The sequence below is a fragment of the Paraburkholderia nodosa genome (assembly GCF_001718195.1).
Classification (GTDB): domain Bacteria; phylum Pseudomonadota; class Gammaproteobacteria; order Burkholderiales; family Burkholderiaceae; genus Paraburkholderia; species Paraburkholderia nodosa_A.
Window position 1 is genome coordinate 93,572 of record NZ_MCNV01000015.1, and the last position, 15,514, is coordinate 109,085.

The following is a 15,514-nucleotide window of genomic DNA, read 5'->3' on the forward strand; positions in this document are numbered from 1 at the left end:
TGGCGTGGCGATGCTCGCCGCAGTGCTGCCGTGGCATGCGCACGCGCAGAACGTACCGGGCCAGCTGTCGAACCAGACCGTGATAGGCGGCAACATCAAGCAGCATGCGGACGCCGTGCTGTCCATCATGACCTACACCACGGTGCCGGACGTCACCACCAGCTCGCTTTCGATCAACAACGGCACCACCGGCAACCCGGGCTTCGGGCAAACACAGCTAGGCGGTGGTTTCACGCTGAGCCGGTCGTTTCCGTTGTACATGGAAGGCACGATCGCCTATAGCCGCTACGACCCGACGTTCATCGCGACCGACGGAACCGAGACACGCGCTGTGCCCACCAGGTGGAATACCTTCAGCGGCACGGTGGGGCTTGGCTGGGACTTCCGCATCACCAACGAACTCGTGTTTCGCCCGATCATAAACGGCACGATTGGCCGTGTTTCCAGCGATCTGCGAATCGGACAAACGCTGTTCAACCATGTCACGGACAGCAATCTCCAGTTCCTCAATAACGGCTATCTGGACGCGTATGGCTACGGCGGCTCGCTCATGCTCGACTATGAGCACTACCGAGAAAACTACGAAATCGATGCAGAACTACGCGCGACCGATATCTACCTGCGCAGCTTCGGCGGGAGTTCTGAAGCCGTTCAGGGTTCTGCGATGGCACAGCAAGTGAGCCTCTGGACGCGCTGGCGCGCGCCGACAGGTTGGCACGCGCTCGACAAGCCGGTGCGCTACGTGCTGGAGTTCGCCTACTCGCATTACTTCGGTGACAGCGCCGGGGTGCTCGGCTTCAACGAACTCACTTCGCTGGGCGTGGGCCTGGAACTCGACAGCAGCGCGTATCCCGTCATCATTACCCGAACGCGGGCGATGGTCCGCTATGTGTTTGGCCACAACGTGCGCGGCGTGTCGTTCGGGCTGGCGGTCAGCTTTTAGGAATTCGAACGATGGATGCGTGAGGTAAAATACGATGAGTCCGAGAGGTGAGCGTCAATTACGTTCAACGGCCGGTTCCGCATCGAGGCGTCTCGCGCTCGCGGGCGTTTGGGCCTGTCTGCCGCCACTGGCGGGATGCCCTACTAGGCGGCGCCACCGGGCACCGTGGTCATGACGCCCGCCAGCTACGACCGGCGCATGGGGCGCCAGGGGATCGTTTTCCGATTGAACGCGGGGCCCGCGAACGCCGCCCCATCCTCTTACGCAACGTGCGCGGCAAACCCCGTGCGTTCCGGCGCAACGTCCTCACGCAGCGTGAGTGCCGGAATGTCATACGCACCGCCATTTTGCTTGCGGAACGCGATCGGTTCGGTCTGCGCCAGCGCATCCAGGCGAGCGCCGAGCGCGTCGCGTGTTTGCGCATAGCGCTCCTCGTCCATGCGCCCCGTGCGATACACGAGAAACGGCGGCAGCACGTCGTAGCCCGGGTAATAGAGCACGCCATGATGGATCGGAAACAGAATGTCGTCGATCGGGCCGTTCACGCCCCGAGGCCCGTAGTGCGACGCCCAGCCGCCCATCGTCACGACGAGCATCGCGCGCTTGCCGGCCAGCGTTCCTTCGCCGTAGCGGTCGCCCCAGCGCACGTCGGAGTGCTCGCCCACGCCATAGGCGAAGCCGTACGCGAAAACACGCTCCACCCAGCCCTTGAGGATGGCAGGCATGGAGAACCACCAGAGCGGAAATTGCAGGATGAGCGTATCGGCCCACACGAGTTTGGCCTGCTCCTGCGCGATGTCCCCGGTCTGGAGGCCGTTCTCGAAAGCGTGCTTCGAATCGAGCGACGGATCAAACGGCGTGTCGCTCCGGCGTTCGACGCTGTCCTGAGCGTCGAGCGCCGCTTTCCAGTTCATGGCATAGAGGTCGGACACCTGAACGGCGTGCCCCGCCGCCTCGAGACGCCGCACGGTGAAATCTCTGAGCGCGCCGTTGAGCGACTTCGGCTCGGGATGCGCATAGACGAGCAGGATATTCATGGGGAGGGCTCCGTGATGTGGTACGAACCCAGCTTAGTTGCCCGGCTGCTATAGTGAAAATGAATAACGAGAATACCAGCCATTATGTCCGCTAATTTGCGCAGCCTCGACCTCAACCTGCTCGTCACGCTCGACGTGCTGCTCGCCGAGCACAACGTCACGCGCGCGGCGCGGCGCCTGAACTTCTCACAACCGTCGGTTAGCGTGCATCTCGCGCGGCTGCGCGAGATATTGGGCGATCCACTGCTGCTGCCAGGCCCACGCGGCATGCAGCCTACGGCACGCGCGCTCGCCTTGCGCGAACCCCTGCGCGAGGCACTCGAGTCGCTCGAGCGCGCCATTGCGCCCGAGAGCCCGTTCGATCCCGCCAGCGCCCACGATACCTGGTGCGTGGCCGCGAGCGACTATGGCGAGTCCACCATCGCGTTGCCGGCGCTGCGCGGCTTGCGCGAGGCCGCGCCGCATACGCGCCTTGCCGTGGTGGAACTCGCGCCGGCGCGCGTCGCGAAGCAGGCGGCGCAGGGCGAAATCGATCTGGCCTTCCACACCACCAGCGACGCACCCGAGAACCTGCGCCGACGCGCGCTCTTCACCGAGCGCTACGTGCTCGCGGGCCGCGCGGACCATCCGCGCCTCAAGCTCCGTCCGGGCGTCAAGCAGTTCTGCGCACTGGAGCACGTCATCGTCTCGCCCGATGGCGGCGGATTTCGCGGCATCACCGACGAAACGCTTTCACAAGCCGGACTCACGCGGCGCGTCGTGCTCTCCGTTCCGCACTTCCTCTTTGTCATTTCCGTACTCGAACGCAGCGACCTGGTAGCGATGCTGCCGTGGCGGCTGGTGCGCGCAAGCACGGCACTGCGCGTGGTCGAACCGCCTGTCGAGGTACCCGGCTACGAAATGTGCATGCTCTGGCACGAGCGCTCGCATCGCGACCCCGCGCATCGCTGGCTGCGCGAGCAAATCGCCCTCGCTGTTTAACTGCGTGAGACGGACAGACGCCGAAGAGAACAACACGATGTCACCCAGTCGCGCACGCCGGCGCCTGAAAAGCCGGTGCGCGATATCGCTAGCAAACCTGTCGCGTAGGCGCTCGCGTCAGCCAGCATGTCAATGGCATCGGCGAGTCATCCGCTGGAGCCAGGGGACATTGTCACGACTGCAAGATAAGGAAGCCTTAAGAATCATTCCCTAAGCTCGCCACAGGGAATTCATAAGTCGAAGCGCATTCTGCGCCGTCCTATAGGGCTACACACTTCCCTGGTCGGGCAAGGGTGAACTCGCAGGAACTGATGAATGAGCCATGTAGATGCGAGCAGACCGGCAACGCTGACGCGCATTGCGCGCGCATCCGCACCGGCTAGTCGTGAAAGGAAATGGAAAGGCAGAATTCACGTATGTCGGTTCAGGTCGTATGGGCACGGGCTGGACGGCGAACCGCACTTTCAATGCGTTGAATGCGGCGTGTTTATGGTGCGTGGCATCCTCTATGGCCCAGATTGACTCCCCTTGATGTTCCGCAGCCCATGCGGCCAACAGCGGGCAGTCGTGAATTGCTTCAGAATACTGGCTGGCCAATTCACTGAGGCTACAAATGGTTATTTCGTCTGCTATTGCGACAGTCTTTTCCGTCTATGCGGCAGCTGTCGTCATACCTGGGCCGAACTTCGTCGCAATCACTCAGAAGGCGGTAGCCGGCAGACGCTCCGACGCGCTCGCGCTTGTCGCCGGGATCGTGACGGTGAATCTGTTCTGGGCGACTTGCGCCATTCTTGGTATCGGCATGGTGTTCGCTATTTTCCCGTGGCTCGCTGTCGGTATCAGGCTTGCTGGCGCGGCCTATCTGATCTGGTTCGGGGTGCGGCTCATTGTGTCGGCACGGGCAACCCCCTCCGAAACACGTCACCCAACGAAGGCGCCTCTGTTTCGTGCCGCGTTCCTGCAAGGTATCGCGACAAATATCGCGAACCCGAAGTCCATCGCCTTTTATGCGGCGGTGTTTTCCTCAGCGGTGCCCACGCACGTTCCCATGCCGACGTTTTTCGCGATGCTTGCTACCGTCGGTGCAACAGCGACGTGCTGGTACGGAGCAGTCGCGCTCGTCCTATCGCACGCGGCGATTGCGACGGCGTATCGACGCGCGAAGTCATGGATCGACCTCACATGTGGTGGGCTCATGATTGCGTTGGGAATCCGGCAGGCATTTCGGTAAGCGAAGAGATGAAGTCGTTGGTCCGCAAGGGCGGGTGTTTCTTTTCTGAGAGCGAGCAGCAAGCAAGACAGCAGGGTCGCCCTCTGGCACCTTCGCAGGCGGCCCCAATACCGTGCAATAACGGTTAGTCAAGAGGTGAAGCGCTACAAAGGTCGCGGCTCCGACTTCCTCCCGTTGCTCCGGTCGTGTCCTTGTGGTTGAAAGGTCTATGATGGGACTGTGAGCTTGCCATGCGTTGTCAGGACCCGAGCATCGAATGAAGCCACCACGTAATACCGACTCCGCCCCAGGGGAGTGGTACATCGACACAGCGTGCATCAATTGCGGTGCATCGCGTCATGTCGCGCCTGGGCTGATCGTCGAGCGAAACGACAAAAGTATCTTCGTTCGCCAGCCAGGCACGCCGGAAGAGCAGCTTGCTGCCTGGCGGGCGGCGTTCGTATGCCCAACGGCATCGGTACGCAGCGAAACGAAGCAGCTTCGTCCGAACGCGGTGATCTTTCCGCAGCAAATCACATCAGGCGTGTGGCGCTGTGGATTCAACTCACGCTCATCGTTTGGTGCACATTCGTATTTTGCCTCGCGCGTTGACGGCAATCTGCTGATCGACTCACCGCGCTACACGGCCGAGCTCGTCAAATGGTTCGACGACGCCGGTGGCATCGCACACATTCTTTTGTCGCATCGCGACGACGTCGCAGACGCGGACAAATACGCGCGTCGATTCGGCGCGCGCGTCTGGATTCACCGGGAGGACAGTTCGGCTGCCCCCTATGCAACCGATCTACTCGACGACGTGTCGGCGCCGACCATTGCGGCCGGCGTACAGGCAGTCCCCGTGCCCGGTCACACGCGGGGTAGCGTCGTGTATCTCCTCGACGATCGCATTCTCTGCTCCGGTGATTCGCTCGCCTGGAGCCCACGCGAGCAGGACCTCGTCGCATTCAGGGACGCGTGCTGGTACTCATGGGCCGAGCTCACCGAATCGCTCGGCAAGCTCGCCATGTATCGTTTCGAATGGCTGCTTCCTGGTCACGGCTGGCTCGCACACTTGCCGGCCAAGGAAATGAGTGCTCGCCTGGTCGCATTAGTTGCACGCATGCGAAACGGTTGAATCCGCCGCCAGTTCCGGACACTCGATCGCCAGGTGCACTTCACCGCGAAGCAGACGTTCGCGAGAGCTCTCTCTACTCGCTAGAAGCGCTCGGCGCACCAGCACACGACGTCTTCCTTATCCGGCACACGGTTTTCCCAGACGGTCCACTGGGCGCCGTCCCAGCGCCAGAAGCGACACAGGACGAACGGCACGGCCGTGGCTATTCCATGCCCTAAGGGAGCAACGCCATTTTGCGCCGCACGATGCGTAACAACGCATCCAACTCTGATGCGTGTTGCGCATTCCTGTAGGCGAGGCCGAATCCGATCCAGAATTCCCCTTCCTTGAGCGGCCTGAAAGTCGCACCGGCGCGCCGCACCTTCGTCATCGACTTCGGTATGAAGCCGATGCCCCGTCCGCTTGCCACTTCGGCCAGCAGGAGGTGGTGATCCGCGGGTTCCGTCAGTCTGCGGCTCGGCGCATGTCCGAGCTTCGCGAACACTTCCTCGTAGTGATCGAAGAATCCGGGATTTGTTCGGCGCTGCGGCCAGAACAGGGGTTGGTCATTCAACTGCGCGATCGACAGAACTTTGTGCCGCGCGAGCGGATGCCGCACGGGGATTACCGCGACCAGCGGCTCTTTGTGCAGCGGTTCAACCACAAGCTCCCCTGTTGCGCTGGGCAGTCCGATCAAGGCGACATCGAGCGCGCCACGCTGCAGGCGCCGGATAAGCTCGACGGAAATGGCGGCAACGAAAGCCAGCGACCCGCCAGGAACCGCTTTCTTGAAGGCAGGCTCGAGGGAAGGAAAGACCTCCGGGTCGAAGACCTTGGTATAACCGACCCTGAACTGCCGGGGCGTTCCCTTCGAATGCCGTCGTGCGGTTTCGATCGCCTCTGCGGCTTGAAGCAGCGTCTTCCTTGCCCCCTTCAGAAATGCGCTGCCCGCCGTCGTAAGTTCCGCGCCCGCCGAATCGCGATTGAGCAACGTCACCCCGAGTTCGCTCTCGAGCTGTTTGATCTGGCGGCTTAGAGGCGGTTGTGACATGTGCAGTCGTTCGGCCGCGGCGCGGAAGGTGCCTTCCTCCGCCACTGCAACGAAGCACTCCAACTGGCGTAGATCGATTCGTATCCTCATGCAGAAAAGGTATCACGAATTTGGTCTTGGCCCATTGCATCTTCCTGCCCGTATGCTTCGTTCCACTGACTTCGAGAAGGAGCAAATCAGACATGGATACGTGCAAGCGCAGGGACTTTCTGCAGAGGATCGCCGCAGCCGGAACGCTGGCAGCGGCCGAAGGCGAAACACCGACGAATGGATCTACGGCTCAGACAGGCATGACGGCCTTGTTGGGTGCTTCCGCTGGCGAAACCAGTGCAGAACGTCATTCCCGGGGTATCGAGGTGCTGAAGAGGATCGGTCGCGCGGGCTATGATATCCCGGTCCACCGTCTGGCGCAGGTTGCCCCGGATTTGGCACGATTCACGGTTGAATTTGCCTATGGAGACATCCTGTCGCGGCCGGGGCTGGATCTGCGCCTTCGCCAGATCGCCACCGTTGCCGCGCTGATGGCCCATGGCAGCGTGCAGCCGCAGCTGAAATATCACATGACCGGCTTCCTCAATACCGGCGGAGAGCCGGCAGAACTGGTCGAAATGCTGTTCCAGGCGATTGCCATCCTGGGGTTTCCGGTCTCGATCAACGCCGTGGGCATCGTTCGCGAGATCTTTCTGGAGCGCGGTCTGGCTTTCGATCCGATAGCCCCAGTGTCCGACGATGGCACTGCGCGATATCAGCGGGGTCTCGAGGTGCTCGACGACTTGATGGCTAATCCTGATGAGTACATGGAAAAGCTGGAAGGCACTTCACCCGAGCTCTCCCGCTGGGCGGTCGAGTTCGTGTTCGGTGAGATCTTCGTTCGCGAGGGACTCGATCCAAAGGCAAGACAGATCGCGATCATCTCGATGCTCGCGGCAGCTGGCAATCGCAGCGATCTGCTCCACCTTCATATCGAAGCCGGGCTCAAGTCGGGCCTGTCCCGCACCGAGATCACCGAAGCCCTGATGCAACTGGCCGTCTATGCCGGGTTCCCGAGCGCTTTAAATGCCTTTGGGGTTGCGAACGCCGTCTTCACGAAGCCGGAGCAGAAAGAGAAAGAACGAGCAGGCGGCCGGGTACGCGCGAGTGCCATCGTCTCCGAAACTCGCAAGGCTCGCAGCGAACGCGGATTGGCGACACTCGCCACGACTTCTGCCCAGGCGGGCGAGGCCGTGGTCAACAGCTTCAACGACCTGGCCCCGGATATCGGCCGCGCGATCGTCGAGCACTCCTACGGCGACATCTTCAGCCGTACCGAGCTCGACGCGAAGACGCGCGAGCTTGCCGCATGCTCGGCGCTCGCCGCGGTGGGAAGCAAAGCGACGGAGACGCCGCTGCGGGTCCATGCGAATGCGGCGCTGACGGCGGGAGCGACGCAGGCGGAAATCGTCGAAACGCTGCTAAACGTCATTCCCTATCGCGGATATCCCGCAGTCGCGGAAAGCATGCGTATCGTCGGCGAGGAATTCAGAAAACGCAGCGATCACGCCTGAAAAGCGGCGGGAGAACGGCAACGAATGCCACACGCTTTCGGACACGCGGCCGGCCCGAAGGCAGCACGACCGGTATCGGGAACAGAGCTAGCGGGCGTACGAGCCGCCTACTGGTTGTAGAAGACTGAAGTAGACGCTCTAATTGACTGAATGTCGGCTTTGCTCGGATTCGATGCCCGGTTCTGGGAGCGGTCTACGTCGGCTCAGGGTCCGATCCGGTCATCGGGCCGCTGCGCAAGCGACTCCATGGTCCTACCGTAAAATGGCGCCCATGAACATGGAACCAGCGGATCCCCCAATGCTCAGTGAAACCGAACTGCGTGAGCAGTATGCGAACCTTCAGCAGCGCGCGCTGAACCTCGGCTCACATGGGCAGTCACGCATTGACCAGCTCACCGCGGCAATGCAGTTGCCACCGACGCAACATACCGATGCGTATTTGCACGCGCTGCAGGGCGCGACAGATGACGCGAGGGTGGCCGTCCTGAGTTATCGCCGTGGGTTGCCCTTCGTCGAAACGGCCAACTCGCTGATCGAAAGCCTCGCGAAGCCTTCCCCGTCTGCCGACGAGGAGGAGGCGTGGCGCGAACAGTTGCTGTTCAGGCTCGCCGAGGTGCTGGAGATGGGCGCCGACTTGATCGCTGAAGGCGAAGCGCACCTCGAGCGCAGCGCGCGCGCTGAAATCGAGTGATCGCCCTACGTAGGCGCCCGGGTGTCTAACTGGATGAGTTCAGTCACAGCAACGGTCAATTGCTGAGGAAACGCGATCGCTGCTGGGCGCGTCCCAACGCGATCGCGAGCCCCCTCGCTAACGCGTCAGGTAAGGACTTTCATGGCCCGGCTCATACGGCCGCGCCTTGATCTCCATGCGCGCAATGCTCTGGAGATGCACCTCATCCGGGCCATCCGCGAACTTCAATGCACGCCCCCAGGTCCAGCTATCCGCCAGCGGCGTATCAGGGCTCAGCCCCATCGCGCCGAAGGTCTGCATCGCGCGCTCGCATACGGCCGTGTGCACGCTCGGCACGAGTGCCTTGATCATGGCGATTTCCTTGCGCGCCTCCTTCGCACCCACGTTGTCGATCATCCAGGCCGCCTTCAGCACGAAGAGCCTTGCCTGATCGATTTCGATGCGTGACTTCGCGATCCACTCGCCAACCGAGCCGTGCTGATAGAGCTTCTTGCCGAACGCCGTGCGCGCCTGCGCGCGTTCGATCATCAGTTCAAGCGCAAGTTCGGCGGCGCCGATCGAACGCATGCAGTGGTGAATGCGCCCCGGTCCCAGACGCGCCTGGGCGAGCGCGAAGCCGCTGCCTTCTTCGCCGAGCAGATTCGAACGCGGCACGCGCACGCCCTTGAATTCGATCTCGCAGTGGCCTTCGGGCGCCGTGTGATTGACCACCGTGATATTGCGGATGATCTTCACGCCCGGCGTGTCGCGCGGCACGAGAATCATGCTTTGCTGACGGTGCGCGGGCGCCTCCGGGTCGGTTTTGCCCATGACGATGAACAACTGGCAGTTCGGGTGCGCCGCGTTCGTGATGAACCATTTGCGGCCGTCGATCACATAGTCGTCGCCGTCGAGTCGAATCGACGTGGTGATATTGGTCGCGTCCGAGGACGCCACTGCGGGCTCCGTCATCGCAAACGCCGAGCGGATCTTGCCTTCGAGCAGCGGCTCGAGCCACTTCTTGCGCTGCGCGGGCGTGGCGAACATATGGAGCAACTCCATGTTGCCCGTGTCCGGCGCATTGCAGTTGAACACTTCGGATGCCCACGACACGCGCCCCATGATCTCGGCCAGCGGCGCGTACTCGAGATTGGTCAACCGCGTGCCTGGCTCGTCGTCGCGCAGATGCGGCAGGAACAGGTTCCAGAGGCCTTCGGCACGCGCCTTCTCCTTCAGGTCTTCCATGAAGGAAACGGGGTACTGCCCCGCGCTCACTTCTTCATGCCATTGGTGGATGCGCGGCACGATATGCGTGTCCATGAACGCGCGCAACTGCGTGCGCAGCGCTTCGACTTTCGGGCTATAGGCAAAGTCCATCTTGCTTTTCCTTGAATCGTGGTGAATGTCATGCGGCGCGTAGGTCGATGACGCGCGCCGCTCCCATCGTCAAACCGTCAGGCCGCCGTCCACGACGATGCACTCGCCGTTGGTATAGCTCGCCGCGTCGGAGACGAGATAGAGCACGGTGCCGGCCATCTCGCGCGGCTCCGCATGGCGGCGCAGCGGAATCTTCGTCATCCAGCTTTCGTACATGGCCTGGTCTGCGAACAAGGCTCCGGAAAATTTCGTTTTGGTAAGACCCGGTAGCAGCGCATTCACGCGAATGCCGAGCGGCCCGCACTCCTTGGCGAATGCCCGCGTCATGTTGACTACAGCGGCCTTGGTGATCGAGTAGATGCCCTGTTTGTCGCCTGGCTGCAGCGCGTTGACGGAAGCCGTGTTAACGATCGCGCCGCCGCCGTGCTCGCGCATCAGCTTGCCCGCCTCGACCGACATGAAGAAGTAGCCACGCAGATTGACCTCCACCGTCTTTTCGAACGACGAAAGATCGGTGTCGAGAATGTGGCCGAAGTATGGGTTCGCCGCCGCGTTGTTCACGAGGATGTCCAGCCGGCCATGTTTCGAGCGAATGTGCTGGAAAACGCCTTGAATGTCGTCGAGACGCCCCACGTGGCACGGATACGCCTCGGCGCTGCCGCCCGCTTCCCGGATGCCGCGCGCCACGGCTTCGCAATCGTCGAGCTTGCGGCTCGACACGATCACATGGGCGCCCTGCTCCGCCAGCAGCTTCGCAATCTCTTCGCCAATGCCACGGCTCGCGCCAGTCACCAACGCAATTTTTCCGTTCAGATCGAACAAATTAGTAGTCACAATTGTCTCCTCAATGTATTCGCGTATCCGCGTCGAACGCCAGGCGTCAGGTGACGTCGACGCCCATCTTCGCGAGCGCGCCGGCCATTTCACCGACCTGGCGCGCCCTCTCATGCGATGCGTTGCCGCCCAGCGCGCGCTTCTTCACGCCCTGCGCGATCGCAGCGAGCCGGAAGAAGCTGAACGCGAGATAAAAATTCCAGTTCCCGATCGATCCGATTCCCCGCAAGCCGCAATACCGCTCGACGATCGCGGCCTCGTCCGGCACCCCAAGCGCCGCCCGGTCCACGCCAGCAAGACCGCCGATATGGCCTTTCGGCGGCAGCCGCAGGCACATGCAGAAGTACGCGAGGTCGGCGAGCGGATTGCCGAGCGTGGAGAGTTCCCAGTCGAGCACGGCGCGAACCTTCGGCGTGCCGCGGTGGAAGATGAGGTTGTCGATGCGAAAGTCGCCGTGCACGAGCGAAGGCTTGCCCGCTTCGGCCGGACAATGCGCCGGCAGCCAGTCGATCAGCGCTTCCATGCCGTCGAGGTCGTCGGTCTGCGCCGCACGATATTGCTTCGTCCAGACTTCGATCTGTCGTGAGAAGTAGTTGCCCGCGCGGCCGTAGTCGGCGAGGCCAACAGCCTCGACGTCCACATCGTGCAAAGCCGCCATCGTGCCGATCAGCGCGTCGTACAGGGCGCCGCGCTCTCCAACGGGCAGCGCGGGCAACGCTGGATCCCAATAGATTTCGCCCTCTTCGAAACTCATCACGTAGAACAGGCTGCCGATCACGTCGCGGTCCTCGCAAAGATGCAAGGCCCGCGCAACAGGAACCGATGTATCGCCGAGCGCGCTCAGCACGCGGAATTCGCGGTCCACGGCATGCGCGGACTTGAGCAGTTCGCCGGGCGGCTGACGCCGCAGCACATAGCGGCCGCTTTGCGCCTCGAGAAGAAACGTGGGGTTCGATTGTCCGCCGGCGAACTTCTCGACGACCATCGGCCCCTGAAAGCCGGGCACGTGCGCGGTCAGATAGCGCGCGAGTGCATCGACATCGAACTGAAGACTTGCATTCATCATGGAGCGGGAATCCGGATTCGAATCAGCCATAGGTGACGAGTTCGCGCCTCTCGGCCTGTTCGAGATGCGGCAAGGTGTTGAAGGTGACCAGCGACATCGCGCTGTCATTGAAGACGTACTGGCTCACGCTGCTGTTGCGGATCTGCATGTTGAGCGCGATGGCGGCCGCAGCCGGCGCCTGCAGAACCTGCTGGGCAAACACCGCGATCGGTCCGCCCGAACTCACCACCAGAATGCGCTTGCCGCCGCTGCGCTGAATGGCGAGACGCGCACGCTCGCAGCGCGCCTGAAACTGCCCCCAGGTCTCGGGAATGCGTCCGGGCAGCTTGTCTTCGGACCAAAGCTGCAAGACCTGCTTGAGCCCCTTGTAGAAGGACTTCATCGAGCCTTCGGCGAGCAGGCCGGGCGCGAGTCCGCTCTCGCCGAGCGCGGAAAAGAGGGCGTGAAAATCGTACTCGTTCAGATCCGCGTCCTGCACGACTTCCACTGTCGCGCCGCCCATCGCGGTGAGCAAGGCGTCGGCGGTTTGCGCGTGCCGCCGCATCGTACCGGTCACGACGCGATCGAACGTCAGGGCCGCCTGCGCGCAATATTCGCCCAGCCAGCGCGACTGGGTAACGCCGGAAGAGGAAAGCTCGTCATAGTTTTCGGCGCCGAATGACGCCTGCCCGTGCCGTACCAGGTAGAGTTCCGCCATGCCAACCTCGTCTGGACATGACGCAAACGATACCGGGACACTGGCTATTCAGGAAATTTATTCTGGTGATACCGCGCCATAACGATTCGTGACACCTATGGACGCTGCTTGCGCATGAGACGGCCAATCTGCTCGCGCAGCCAGCGATGGGCCGGATCGGTCGTGACGCTGCGGTGCCAGTAGCCATGCGTCTCGAGATCGGGGAGATCGAACGGCAGCGCCAGGATGCGTGCGTCATAGCGCTTGAGCAACATGAGCGGCGCAGTCAGGACGAGATCGGTGCGCATCGCGATCAGGGGCGCGACGAGATAATGCTGAACGCGGGTCTGGATGGTGCGCCGAAGTCCCAGCTTGTTGAGTTCGGTGTCGACGAGACCAGGTCCCTGCCGGCGGCTGGACACATGGATATGGCCGAAGCGCAGGTAGTCGTCGATCGTGAGCTTCTTCTTCGCGAACGGATGGCCCTCGCGCAGCATGCACGCGTAACGGTCGCGGCCCATCGGTTCCTGCTCCAGGTACGGATCGTCGATGAGCGGCGCGTCGATCGCCAGGTGGACCGCGCCGCTCGCCAGCGCTTCCGGCACATCGCGGCGCGTCGTGAAGTAGCTCTCGATGCGGATGCCGGGCGCAAGACGCTGCAACACCTCTTCCAGCGCAGGAAGCAGCATGGTCTCGGTCAGATCGTTCATGCTGAGCCGGAAGGTTCGCTGCGACGAGGCCGGATCGAAGCGTTCACCGGCATGGGTGCTCGAATCGAGCAACTGCAGTGCCTCGCGCACGCGCCCGATGATGTTTTCGGAAACGGGCGTGGGCATCATGCCCGCCGGCGTGCTCACGAACAGCGGATCGTCGAATGCCTTGCGCATGCGCGCCAGCGCGTTGCTCACGGCGGGCTGGGTGATGAAGAGCAACTCCGCCGCACGCGTAAGGTTGCGCGTTCGATAGACGGCCTCGAACACGACGAAGAGATTCAGATCGACTTTGGATGGGCGCATGGTCCCGAGCCTAACCGGCCCATCGCAATGCCGTCAATCGAGGGCGTGATCGGGCATCGCGTCGCCTCGAACGTCAGTCCGCATACCCCGGATAGGCTCGATCGAGCCGGCGCAGCAGACCGGGCCAGACGAGCGCCCCTGGCATGACGCCCCGCGTCACTGCCACGATCTGCTGCCTGAAGCCGTCGAGAATGGGCTGCGCGATTGGCGTGAGCTTTGCGCCGCCCGACTGCGCGCGCACCTGGATCATGCAGGCCGCCTCGAAGAAGTACATCGCGACAAAGGCGTCCGCCGGCGTGCTTCCGACGGTCAGCAGCCCGTGGTTACGCAACATCAGATACATTTTGTCGCCGAGGTCTCGAACCAGACGCGGTTTTTCGGCTTCGTTCAGCGCAAGGCCTTCATAGTCGTGGTACCCGAGCGACGCCAACACCCCGAGCGACTGCTGCGAGAGCGGCAACAGTCCCGCCTCCTGGGCCGACACGGCCACGCCGTTGATCGAATGCGTGTGCATCACGCAATGCGCGTCGTCACGCGCCGCATGCACGGCGCTATGGATCGTGAAGCCAGCGGGATTGATGTCGTACGGCGACTCGCTCACCTTGCGGCCATCGAGGTCGATCTTCACCAGCGAGGACGCCGTGATTTCCTCGAACATCATGCCGTACGGGTTGATCAGGAAATGATGCTCCGGGCCGGGCACGCGCGCCGAGATGTGGGTAAACACCAGATCGTCCCAGCCGAACAACGCTGTGAGGCGATAAGCAGCTGCCAGATTGACGCGCGCCTCCCATTCGGCGGGTGACACGTCGTTCTTGACATTGACACAGGGTGAAGCCATGTCGACGCTCCTTGGTTGGTTTGGTGAACTCCAGAGAGTCCTCATGATGCGTGCGAACTCCCCGAAAGATTGTCGGCCAGGCGACAACTCCATTCAACCGCGGCCGGCACATGCCATTCGATACTGCTCGCCTAAGGCACCGCCTTGCGATCCCACGGCGGTTCGTCGCCAAACGTCTCGGCGAGGTAATCGACGAACCGGCGCACCTTGAGCGGTATGCGCCGCACGCCCGGATACACCGCCTGAATCGCCAGTTCCGTCGCGCGATAGTCCGGCAGCAGCGCCACCAGTTCGCCGCGCCTGAGGTGCTCGCCGAACACGAAGGTCGGACCATAGGCGATGCCGGCACCCGCCAGCGCCGCGCCGAGCAGCATCTGCGTATTGTTGGCCGCCAGCCGGCACGGCCCGTCGATGACGTGTGCGCGGTGGCGCGCATCGAGCAACGTCCAGTCGCCCACCGACACCGCCTCGCTGAAGGCGAGGCGCTGCGCGCGCCGCAACTCGTCGGGAGTGCGCGGCGTGCCATGGCGCTCGAGATACGCGGGCGACGCACACACGACCATCCGGCACGCTGCGAGCCGGCGCATTACGAGTCCCGGTTCCTGCAGCCGTCCGATCCGGATCGCGACATCGACGCCCGCATCGATGAGATCCACGTAGCGGTCCCCCAGCAGCACCTCCACATTCACGTCCGGATGATCCTCCAGATAGCGCGCGACGACTCCGCCCAGATGCATCGCGCCGAACGTCACCGGCGCGGCGACGCGCAGCACGCCGCGCGCCGTGCCCTGCGAATCGCTTGCCTCCCGATTCGCTTCGTCGAACGCTTCGAGAATCCGCTTGCAGCGCTCGTAGTAGGTGCGGCCGACATCGGTCAGGCTCAGGCGCCGGGTCGTTCGCTGAAGCAGCCGCGCATTCAGTTCGGCCTCGATTGCGCTCACGTGCTTGCCGGCCATCGCGGCCGACAGCCCGAAGCGCCGCGCCGCCGCGGCGAGGCTACCCTCCTCTACGGCGGCGACAAAGACGCCAAGGCTCGTCAGTCGGTCCATTGGTTCCTCCAATTCGATAATCCGATTATCGACTGACGACACTGCAACGGCAATTATCGAACCCAAGGATTGAATCTACCATGCATCCATCACCCAATCGGGAAG

15 protein-coding genes are annotated in these 15,514 nt (G+C 62.6%); 6 read left to right on the forward strand and 9 right to left on the reverse strand.

The genetic code is table 11. The annotated features are described in order from the left end of the window. Nucleotides 1–10: 10 nt before the first annotated feature. A complete protein-coding gene (locus BFD71_RS23930; RefSeq protein ID WP_083245448.1) occupies nucleotides 11–943 on the forward strand; it encodes a hypothetical protein in 933 nt (310 codons plus the stop codon). Between the two features lie 260 nt (nucleotides 944–1,203). Here BFD71_RS23930 and BFD71_RS23935 read toward each other — a convergent pair whose 3' ends face one another. After that, entirely contained in the window at nucleotides 1,204–1,980 is a 777-nt protein-coding gene (locus BFD71_RS23935; RefSeq protein WP_069266797.1) for an NAD(P)H-dependent oxidoreductase, read from the reverse strand. A gap of 84 nt (nucleotides 1,981–2,064) precedes the next feature. Here BFD71_RS23935 and BFD71_RS23940 point away from each other — a divergent pair, with 84 nt between their 5' ends. The 3 genes from BFD71_RS23940 (at nucleotide 2,065) to BFD71_RS23950 (ending at nucleotide 5,306) form a co-directional block, all read left to right on the forward strand. Beyond that, nucleotides 2,065–2,961 carry a LysR family transcriptional regulator gene (locus BFD71_RS23940; RefSeq protein WP_069266798.1) on the forward strand — a complete coding sequence of 299 codons (897 nt, stop codon included), beginning with the start codon at nucleotides 2,065–2,067 and terminating at the stop codon, nucleotides 2,959–2,961. Nucleotides 2,962–3,574: 613 nt separating this feature from the next. After that, nucleotides 3,575–4,192, forward strand: a complete 618-nt coding sequence (locus tag BFD71_RS23945; RefSeq protein ID WP_069266799.1) for a LysE family translocator — start codon at nucleotides 3,575–3,577, stop codon at nucleotides 4,190–4,192. Nucleotides 4,193–4,448: 256 nt separating this feature from the next. Beyond that, nucleotides 4,449–5,306: an MBL fold metallo-hydrolase gene (locus tag BFD71_RS23950; protein ID WP_069266800.1), complete on the forward strand. Its 858-nt coding sequence runs from the start codon at nucleotides 4,449–4,451 to the stop codon at nucleotides 5,304–5,306. A gap of 214 nt (nucleotides 5,307–5,520) precedes the next feature. Here the strand turns inward: BFD71_RS23950 and BFD71_RS23955 are convergent, their stop codons facing one another. Further along, nucleotides 5,521–6,399, reverse strand: a complete 879-nt coding sequence (locus BFD71_RS23955) for a LysR family transcriptional regulator (protein ID WP_256094898.1) — start codon at nucleotides 6,397–6,399, stop codon at nucleotides 5,521–5,523. A gap of 119 nt (nucleotides 6,400–6,518) precedes the next feature. Here BFD71_RS23955 and BFD71_RS23960 point away from each other — a divergent pair, with 119 nt between their 5' ends. Together BFD71_RS23960 and BFD71_RS23965 are read left to right on the forward strand one after the other, a co-directional pair. Beyond that, nucleotides 6,519–7,880 carry a carboxymuconolactone decarboxylase family protein gene (locus tag BFD71_RS23960; RefSeq protein WP_256094899.1) on the forward strand — a complete coding sequence of 454 codons (1,362 nt, stop codon included), beginning with the start codon at nucleotides 6,519–6,521 and terminating at the stop codon, nucleotides 7,878–7,880. Between the two features lie 262 nt (nucleotides 7,881–8,142). Further along, entirely contained in the window at nucleotides 8,143–8,571 is a 429-nt protein-coding gene (locus BFD71_RS23965; protein WP_176732950.1) for a hypothetical protein, read from the forward strand. A gap of 117 nt (nucleotides 8,572–8,688) precedes the next feature. Here the strand turns inward: BFD71_RS23965 and BFD71_RS23970 are convergent, their stop codons facing one another. From BFD71_RS23970 to BFD71_RS24000, 7 genes are all read right to left on the reverse strand, one after another. Next, nucleotides 8,689–9,927, reverse strand: coding sequence for an acyl-CoA dehydrogenase family protein (locus tag BFD71_RS23970; protein ID WP_069266803.1), 1,239 nt, complete (start codon nucleotides 9,925–9,927; stop codon nucleotides 8,689–8,691). Nucleotides 9,928–9,996: 69 nt separating this feature from the next. Continuing rightward, entirely contained in the window at nucleotides 9,997–10,761 is a 765-nt protein-coding gene (locus BFD71_RS23975) for an SDR family oxidoreductase (RefSeq protein WP_069266804.1), read from the reverse strand. 46 nt (nucleotides 10,762–10,807) lie between these two features. Next, nucleotides 10,808–11,827 (reverse strand): phosphotransferase, encoded by a 1,020-nt coding sequence (locus BFD71_RS23980; protein ID WP_069266892.1) that lies wholly within the window; start codon nucleotides 11,825–11,827, stop codon nucleotides 10,808–10,810. A gap of 22 nt (nucleotides 11,828–11,849) precedes the next feature. After that, a complete protein-coding gene (locus BFD71_RS23985; protein ID WP_069266805.1) occupies nucleotides 11,850–12,524 on the reverse strand; it encodes a histidine phosphatase family protein in 675 nt (224 codons plus the stop codon). A gap of 95 nt (nucleotides 12,525–12,619) precedes the next feature. Beyond that, nucleotides 12,620–13,519: a LysR family transcriptional regulator gene (locus BFD71_RS23990; RefSeq protein WP_069266806.1), complete on the reverse strand. Its 900-nt coding sequence runs from the start codon at nucleotides 13,517–13,519 to the stop codon at nucleotides 12,620–12,622. Nucleotides 13,520–13,592: 73 nt separating this feature from the next. Beyond that, nucleotides 13,593–14,360: a class II aldolase/adducin family protein gene (locus BFD71_RS23995; protein ID WP_069266807.1), complete on the reverse strand. Its 768-nt coding sequence runs from the start codon at nucleotides 14,358–14,360 to the stop codon at nucleotides 13,593–13,595. Nucleotides 14,361–14,491: 131 nt separating this feature from the next. Then, nucleotides 14,492–15,409 (reverse strand): LysR family transcriptional regulator, encoded by a 918-nt coding sequence (locus BFD71_RS24000; RefSeq protein WP_069266808.1) that lies wholly within the window; start codon nucleotides 15,407–15,409, stop codon nucleotides 14,492–14,494. Between the last annotated feature and the right edge of the window lie 105 nt (nucleotides 15,410–15,514).

Bases quoted from the DNA above. Each gene is read 5' to 3' on its own strand.
- BFD71_RS23930 (WP_083245448.1), top strand. From the start codon at position 11: ATGCTCGCCGCAGTGCTGCCGTGGCATGCGCACGCGCAGAACGTACCG.
- BFD71_RS23935 (WP_069266797.1), bottom strand. From the start codon at position 1,980: ATGAATATCCTGCTCGTCTATGCGCATCCCGAGCCGAAGTCGCTCAAC.
- BFD71_RS23990 (WP_069266806.1), bottom strand. From the start codon at position 13,519: ATGCGCCCATCCAAAGTCGATCTGAATCTCTTCGTCGTGTTCGAGGCC.
- BFD71_RS23950 (WP_069266800.1), top strand. From the start codon at position 4,449: ATGAAGCCACCACGTAATACCGACTCCGCCCCAGGGGAGTGGTACATC.
- BFD71_RS23980 (WP_069266892.1), bottom strand. From the start codon at position 11,827: ATGATGAATGCAAGTCTTCAGTTCGATGTCGATGCACTCGCGCGCTAT.
- BFD71_RS23995 (WP_069266807.1), bottom strand. From the start codon at position 14,360: ATGGCTTCACCCTGTGTCAATGTCAAGAACGACGTGTCACCCGCCGAA.
- BFD71_RS23970 (WP_069266803.1), bottom strand. From the start codon at position 9,927: ATGGACTTTGCCTATAGCCCGAAAGTCGAAGCGCTGCGCACGCAGTTG.
- BFD71_RS24000 (WP_069266808.1), bottom strand. From the start codon at position 15,409: ATGGACCGACTGACGAGCCTTGGCGTCTTTGTCGCCGCCGTAGAGGAG.
- BFD71_RS23960 (WP_256094899.1), top strand. From the start codon at position 6,519: ATGGATACGTGCAAGCGCAGGGACTTTCTGCAGAGGATCGCCGCAGCC.
- BFD71_RS23965 (WP_176732950.1), top strand. From the start codon at position 8,143: ATGGCGCCCATGAACATGGAACCAGCGGATCCCCCAATGCTCAGTGAA.
- BFD71_RS23940 (WP_069266798.1), top strand. From the start codon at position 2,065: ATGTCCGCTAATTTGCGCAGCCTCGACCTCAACCTGCTCGTCACGCTC.
- BFD71_RS23985 (WP_069266805.1), bottom strand. From the start codon at position 12,524: ATGGCGGAACTCTACCTGGTACGGCACGGGCAGGCGTCATTCGGCGCC.
- BFD71_RS23945 (WP_069266799.1), top strand. From the start codon at position 3,575: ATGGTTATTTCGTCTGCTATTGCGACAGTCTTTTCCGTCTATGCGGCA.